Here is a 6,018-nt window from a genome sequence, read left to right as displayed (position 1 = left end):
GCAGCGATCCGTCTGCCCGGATGCGGCGCCCGATCCCCGGCTGCATGGGCGCGCGAATCGGTTAGGATACGGGCATGGACAGCTTCTTCACCCTTCCCGACGACGCAACGCTTTACCGGGCGCTGGCCAGCCGCGACCCGGCCTATGAAGGCCGGGCGTGGGTGGGGGTCAGGACGACCGGCATCTTCTGTCGGCTGACCTGCCCCGCCCGCAAGCCGCGGCCGGAAAACTGCCAATGGTTCGACAGCCCCGCCGCGGCGCTGGGCGCGGGCTTCCGGCCCTGCCTGCGCTGCCATCCCTTAGGACCCGAGGCCGAGGGCGACCCGGTGATCCGGCGGATGCTGTCCGCGGCGTCCGCCGATCCTGCCCGCCGCTGGACCGAGGCGGATGTGGCGGCGGCCGGCCTTGACCCCTCGACCGTGCGGCGCGCTTTTCAAAGGCACTATGGCATGAGCTTTCTCGACTTCACCCGCCAGTCCCGTCTGCGCCAAGGCCTGCGCGGCCTTTCCGGTGGCGCCCGCGTCATCGAAGCCCAGCTTGACGCGGGCTTCGACAGCGCCAGCGGCTTCCGCGAGGCCTTTGCGCGACTGTTCGGCCATCCTCCGGCGGCGATGACGCGCGGCGCGCCGGGGCTGGCGGCGGAATGGCTGGACACGCCGCTGGGCGGGATGATCGCCGTTGCCGACGACCACAGCCTGCATCTGCTGGAGTTCACCGACCGCAAGGGGCTTGCGGCCGAGTTGCGCCGCCTTTCAGCCAATGCAGGGGGGCGGATCGGGCTGGGCCGCAGCGCCGTCATCGACAGGGCCGAGGCGCAGCTTGTGGCCTATTTCGCCGGGGCAAGCGGTGATTTTGACCTGCCGCTGACGCTGCATGGCACACCCTTCCTGCGCGAGGTCTGGACCGAGTTACAGCGCATTCTCCCCGGCGCCACGGTCAGCTATGGCGGACTTGCGGCGCGGCTGGGCCGGCCCACGGGCGCGCGGGCAGTGGCACGGGCGGTGGGATCGAACCAGATCGCCATCGTGATCCCCTGCCACCGCGTCATCGGCGCGGACGGCAGCCTGACAGGCTATGCGGGCGGTTTGTGGCGCAAGCAGGCGCTGATCGGGATCGAGCGGAAGCTGGCCGAAGCAGGTGATGCGGCACTGTCGGACCGGGGCTCTGCCCCGGACCCCGGGATATTTGTGCGATGAAGAAAGACAAGGGCGCGCGTCACCGCGGCATCAAATGGGGCCACGCCTGCTGAAGCGTCTTGGCGAGGCCGCTTCTGTCGTGCAGCGGGCCGCTGGGCGGTATTCTCCCTAGGGAAGCGGCGGCGAGACTTGCGCGTTGTTCTCGCAAGGGCAAGATTGCCGGCGCCCCTGTTCCGACAAGGCCTGCCATGCACCGCCGCTCTGTCCTGACCACGCTTGCCCTCGCCGCGGCCTTTCCGGCGAATGCCCTTGCGCCGCGCGGACGCGCACTGCTGATGGTCGAGGCGCCGCGCTGCCCCTTTTGCGCGGCCTTCCGGCGCGAGGTGCTGCCGGGCTATGCCGCGCATCCCTTGGGAAAGGCCGCGCCGCTGACCGCCGTTCCCATCGACGGACCCTGGCCTGACGGGCTGGCGCTGGCCGCGGCGCCTTATGCCTCGCCGACTTTCATCCTGCTGGACAACCGGATGGAGGTCGGGCGCTTCGAGGGCTACGACAGCCCCGGAACCTTCTGGCGCGCCTTGGGCGCGTTGCTGGCGTGAGGGCGCCCCTTTTGCCGCGTGCGGCCCTGCGCTAAGGCAGGCCCGCGCGGCTGCAGCGGCCGCGCCGAAAAGCGAAGGGGACAGGCCATGCATGACATCCGCGTGATCCGCGACGACCCGGCGGCGTTCGACGCCGCCCTCGCCCGCCGGGGCCTTGCGCCGATGTCGCCCGAGATCCTGTCGCTGGACGCCGAGCGCCGCGCCCGCATCGCCGCCGCCGAGACCGCGCAGGCCGAACAGAACCGCGCCAGCAAGGAGGTCGGCGCCGCCAAGGCCCGCGGCGACGAGGAGGAGTTCCAGCGCCTGCGCGCCCTTGTCGGAACCAAGAAGGACGAGGTCGCCGCCATGCAGGCCGAGGCCGCGTCGCTGGATGCGAAGCTGCGCGAGCTGCTGCTGACGATCCCGAACCTGCCGCTTCCCAGCGTGCCCGAGGGCAGGGACGAGAACGACAACGTGGAAATCCGCCGCTGGGGCGAGCCTCGGACGCTGGACTTCACCCCGGCCGAGCATTTCGAGATCGCGGGCGTGCGCCCCGGCATGGACTTCGCCACCGCCGCCAAGCTGTCCGGCGCCCGCTTCGTGCTGCTGTCGGGTGCCGTCGCCCGCATCCACCGGGCGCTGGCCCAGTTCATGCTGGACCTGCACATCGACAAGCATGGCCTGAAGGAAACCTGGACTCCGGTCCTCGTCCTTTCGGAAATGATGGAAGGCACGGGCCAACTGCCCAAGTTCGGCGAGGACAGTTATCAGACGCGCGAGGGCTGGTGGCTGATCCCCACGGCCGAGGTCACGCTGACCAACACTGTCCACGGTGACCTGGTGGACCACGCCACCCTGCCCCGTCGGATGGTCGCCCATTCGCAATGCTTCCGGTCCGAGGCCGGCAGCGCGGGCCGCGACACGACGGGGATGCTGCGCCAGCACCAGTTCGAGAAGGTCGAGATGGTGTCCATCACCGACGCCGAGACGGGGCTGGCCGAGCATGACCGCATGACGAAATGCGCCGAGGCGGTGCTGGAGGCGCTGGGCCTGCCCTATCGCACGGTCGTCCTGTGCACCGGCGACATGGGCTTCGGCGCCCGCATCACCCATGACATCGAGGTCTGGCTGCCGGGCCAGGACCGCTACCGCGAGATTTCCTCGGTCAGCTATTGCGGCGATTTCCAGGCGCGGCGGATGAACGCCCGTTATCGCCCCGCGGGCGGCGGGCGGCCCGAGTTCGTCCATACCCTGAACGGCTCTGGCCTCGCGGTTGGGCGGACGCTGATCGCGGTGCTGGAAAACGGCCAGCAGGCCGACGGCTCGGTCGATCTGCCCGAGGCGCTGCGGCCCTGGCTGGGCGGCGCCACGAGGCTGACGGCCGGGGGCGCGCTCGCCTGACGCGAAAGCAGGTGCCCGACAAAAATCCTCGGCCCGCCATGGACCCCGCCCAACCTTGGGGCGTTTCCCCGGCATGAGCCGCAACCTTCAAGCCATGATCGAGGCCTTCACCGCGGGATTGTTCGCGATCTCGGCGGTGCTGACATCGCTGCGGACGGTCACGGTCTGGGACAACCTTTACACCGACCCGCTGTCCTTCGACCGGCCGATGTCCGGCCGGGTCGCGCTGCAGGGCGGGGACGTCAGCATGAACCTGCTGGGGATCATGTCGCAGCCGGCGAACGTGATCCTGTGGGGGCTGATGATCGCCGCGGTCGCGGCGGCCTTTCTGCATGTCCTGGGGCGGCTGCAGGAACGCTTCGGCCCGCCGTTGCCGCGGGCGATCAACCTCGGGCTTCTCTGCGCCGCGGCCTGGCCCTGGATCGTCAACATCCTGCCGCTGGCGGGCATCCTGCTGGCGGGGATTGCCTGCCTTCTGGTGGTCCGCGGGATCGACACACATCCGGCGCCGGAACGGGGGATCAGCCTGTTTCCCATCGCCTTTCTGGCGGGCTGGCTGCTGATGACGACCTGTTCCTCGCTGAGCCTGCTCATCCACTACATGGGCCTCGGGCTGGAACGCTCGATCCTGCTGGGGCTGCTGGTCGCGGCCCTGTCCGCCGTCTGGCTGCAGTTGAAGATCGACAGCTTCCCGACATTCTCGCTGGCGGTGATCTGGGCGATGATCGGGCTGGCCGGCGGAACGGTGGGCTACAGCATCACCATCGCCACCGCCTGCGTGCTGGGCATCTCGGCCCTGGCGGTGGTGCTGGTCCGGGTGACGACCTGACCATGGTGGATCGCGCCTTGATCGCCCGCGAACTGGGCACGCTGGGGGTGGCGCAGGGCGACGTGCTGATGGTCCATGCCTCGCTGAAGGCGCTCGGACCGGTCGAGGGCGGCCCGGCTGCGGTGGTCGGTGCGCTGATGGATGCGGTCGGGCCGGAGGGCACGATCATGGGCTATGCCTCGTGGGACCGCTCGCCTCATGGGGAAACGCTGAACGGCGCGCGGATGGACGCCGCCGCGCGGCGCGGCTGGCCGGCCTTCGATCCGGCGACCGCGGGCGTTTATCCGGGTTTCGGGCTGCTGAACCGCTTCATCGCCGAGACGCCGGGCGCGTGGCGCAGCGCCCATCCCGACGCTTCGATGGTCGCCCTTGGCGCAAGGGCGCGGGAACTGGTGGCGCCGCACCGGCTGGGGCAGGCCTTCGGCCCCGGCTCTCCGGTCGAGCGGTTCATCCGGATGGGCGGCAGGGTCCTGATGCTGGGGGCGCCGCTGGATGCGGTGACGGCGCTGCATTACGCCGAGGCGGTGGCCGAGATTCCCGGCAAGCGGCGCGTCAGCTACGAGATGCCCCTGCGCGGCCCGGATGGCCGGACCGTCTGGCGGCGATGCGAGGATTTCGACAGCAACGGCATCCTCGACCGCTTCGCCGCTGAAGGCGGGCCGGACGGGGTAGAGACGATCGCCCGCGCCTATGCCGCCCTTGACCGGCACTGCGAGGGCATGGTGGCCGGGGCGCGCTGCCACCTGTTCGACGCAGGCGACATCACAGCCTTCGGGGTCGGCTGGCTTGAGGCGAGGTTCGGCTGCGGGGGCTGACGCCCGGCCTGCAACCGGAACCGCCCGCCGCGCGTAGGACATGGTGACGGTAAAAGGCGGATGGCATGGATGACGACAATCTCACCGGCAAGGACCTGATCGACCTTGGCTACATGCCGGGGCCGGTGTTCTCGGAGGTGCTGCGCGAGGCGCGCAAGCGCAAGCTGTCGCGCAGCCAGGCGCTGAAGATGGCGCAGGAACGGCTGGCGAAGGCCGCCGCCGCCGAGGCGCAGGCCCGGTCACGGCGCATGATGCTGCGTGACGCGCCCCTGCCTTACCAGTCCAACATCACCGCCGACCACCCCGACGAGGAACAGAACGTCGCCGCCGTGCGCGCAAGCTTCGACGAACTGATGCGGACCCCGACGATCGAGGCGGGGGCGATCATGCCCGACGCCTGCCCCGCCGGGCCGCCAGGGACGATCCCGGTCGGTGGCGTGGTCGCCGCGCGGGACGCCATCCATCCGGGGATGCATTCGGCCGACATCTGCTGTTCGCTGACCGCCAGCTTCTACGACGACCTGGCCCCCGGCGCGCTGCTGAACGCCATCCACGAGGTCACGCATTTCGGCCCCGGCGGTCGTCCCCGCGCCGACGAAATGCCGCTGCCGAAGGAGTTGCGCGATGCCATCCGCGACCACGAGCTGCTGCGCGGCAACGCCAAGCTGCAGCAGATGGTGCAATCGCATTTCGGCACGCAGGGCGACGGCAACCACTTCGCCTTCGTCGGCCGGTCGAAGGCGACGGGGCGGGTGGCGCTGGTGACGCACCACGGCTCGCGCGGGTTCGGGGCGCTGCTTTACAAGACCGGGATGGAGATCGCCGAGCGGTTCCGCCGCGAGATCGCCCCCGACACCCTGCCCGCCAACGCCTGGATTCCGGCCTCAAGCCGCGAGGGCGCGCTTTACTGGCAGGCGCTGGAACTGCTGCGCGAATGGACCCGGCTCAACCACGCAGCCCTGCATGACGCGGCGGGCAGGCTTCTTCGCGCAAAGGCGGCGGACCGGCTGTGGAACCCCCACAACTTCGTCTTCCGGGAATCGGATGGCGACCCGAAGGGCGATCTCTTCTGGCACGCCAAGGGCGCGACGCCGATCCACGATCCGCTGCAGCACGACACCAGCGGCACGCAGATCGTGCCGCTGAACATGGCCCAGCCGGTGCTGCTGGTGCAGGGGAAACGCAACGCCCGCAACCTCGGCTTTGCGCCCCACGGTGCCGGGCGCAACATGAGCCGCACCCAGCACCGCCGCCGCATG

6 protein-coding genes are annotated in these 6,018 nt (G+C 70.1%); all 6 read left to right on the top strand.

All coding sequences use genetic code 11. The features are described from left to right. Window positions 1-74: 74 nt before the first annotated feature. A complete protein-coding gene (locus tag Q4F04_RS10870) occupies window positions 75-1,196 on the top strand; it encodes a bifunctional transcriptional activator/DNA repair enzyme AdaA (RefSeq protein WP_303369852.1) in 1,122 nt (373 codons plus the stop codon). Window positions 1,197-1,384: 188 nt separating this feature from the next. Continuing rightward, window positions 1,385-1,735: a thioredoxin family protein gene (locus tag Q4F04_RS10865; RefSeq protein WP_303369851.1), complete on the top strand. Its 351-nt coding sequence runs from the start codon at window positions 1,385-1,387 to the stop codon at window positions 1,733-1,735. Window positions 1,736-1,822: 87 nt separating this feature from the next. After that, window positions 1,823-3,115 carry a serine--tRNA ligase gene (serS, locus tag Q4F04_RS10860; RefSeq protein WP_303369850.1) on the top strand — a complete coding sequence of 431 codons (1,293 nt, stop codon included), beginning with the start codon at window positions 1,823-1,825 and terminating at the stop codon, window positions 3,113-3,115. A gap of 73 nt (window positions 3,116-3,188) precedes the next feature. Then, the gene (locus Q4F04_RS10855) at window positions 3,189-3,944 is read left to right on the top strand and encodes a hypothetical protein (RefSeq protein WP_303369849.1); all 756 of its coding nucleotides are present in this window, start codon (window positions 3,189-3,191) and stop codon (window positions 3,942-3,944) included. Between the two features lie 2 nt (window positions 3,945-3,946). After that, window positions 3,947-4,759: an aminoglycoside 3-N-acetyltransferase gene (gene aac(3), locus Q4F04_RS10850; RefSeq protein WP_303369848.1), complete on the top strand. Its 813-nt coding sequence runs from the start codon at window positions 3,947-3,949 to the stop codon at window positions 4,757-4,759. Between the two features lie 65 nt (window positions 4,760-4,824). Then, on the top strand, window positions 4,825-6,018 hold a 1,194-nt coding region (locus Q4F04_RS10845; protein ID WP_303369847.1), incomplete at its 3' end, for an RtcB family protein.

This window comes from Paracoccus sp. (in: a-proteobacteria) (assembly GCF_030536915.1).
Taxonomy (GTDB): domain Bacteria; phylum Pseudomonadota; class Alphaproteobacteria; order Rhodobacterales; family Rhodobacteraceae; genus Paracoccus.
Note: the sequence above shows the minus strand (reverse complement) of the source record. Positions and strands in the feature narration are given on the sequence as shown.

Coding starts and splice junctions, on each gene's coding strand:
- Q4F04_RS10865 (WP_303369851.1), top strand. CDS start 1,385: ATGCACCGCCGCTCTGTCCTGACCACGCTTGCCCTCGCCGCGGCCTTT.
- Q4F04_RS10870 (WP_303369852.1), top strand. CDS start 75: ATGGACAGCTTCTTCACCCTTCCCGACGACGCAACGCTTTACCGGGCG.
- serS (WP_303369850.1), top strand. CDS start 1,823: ATGCATGACATCCGCGTGATCCGCGACGACCCGGCGGCGTTCGACGCC.
- Q4F04_RS10855 (WP_303369849.1), top strand. CDS start 3,189: ATGAGCCGCAACCTTCAAGCCATGATCGAGGCCTTCACCGCGGGATTG.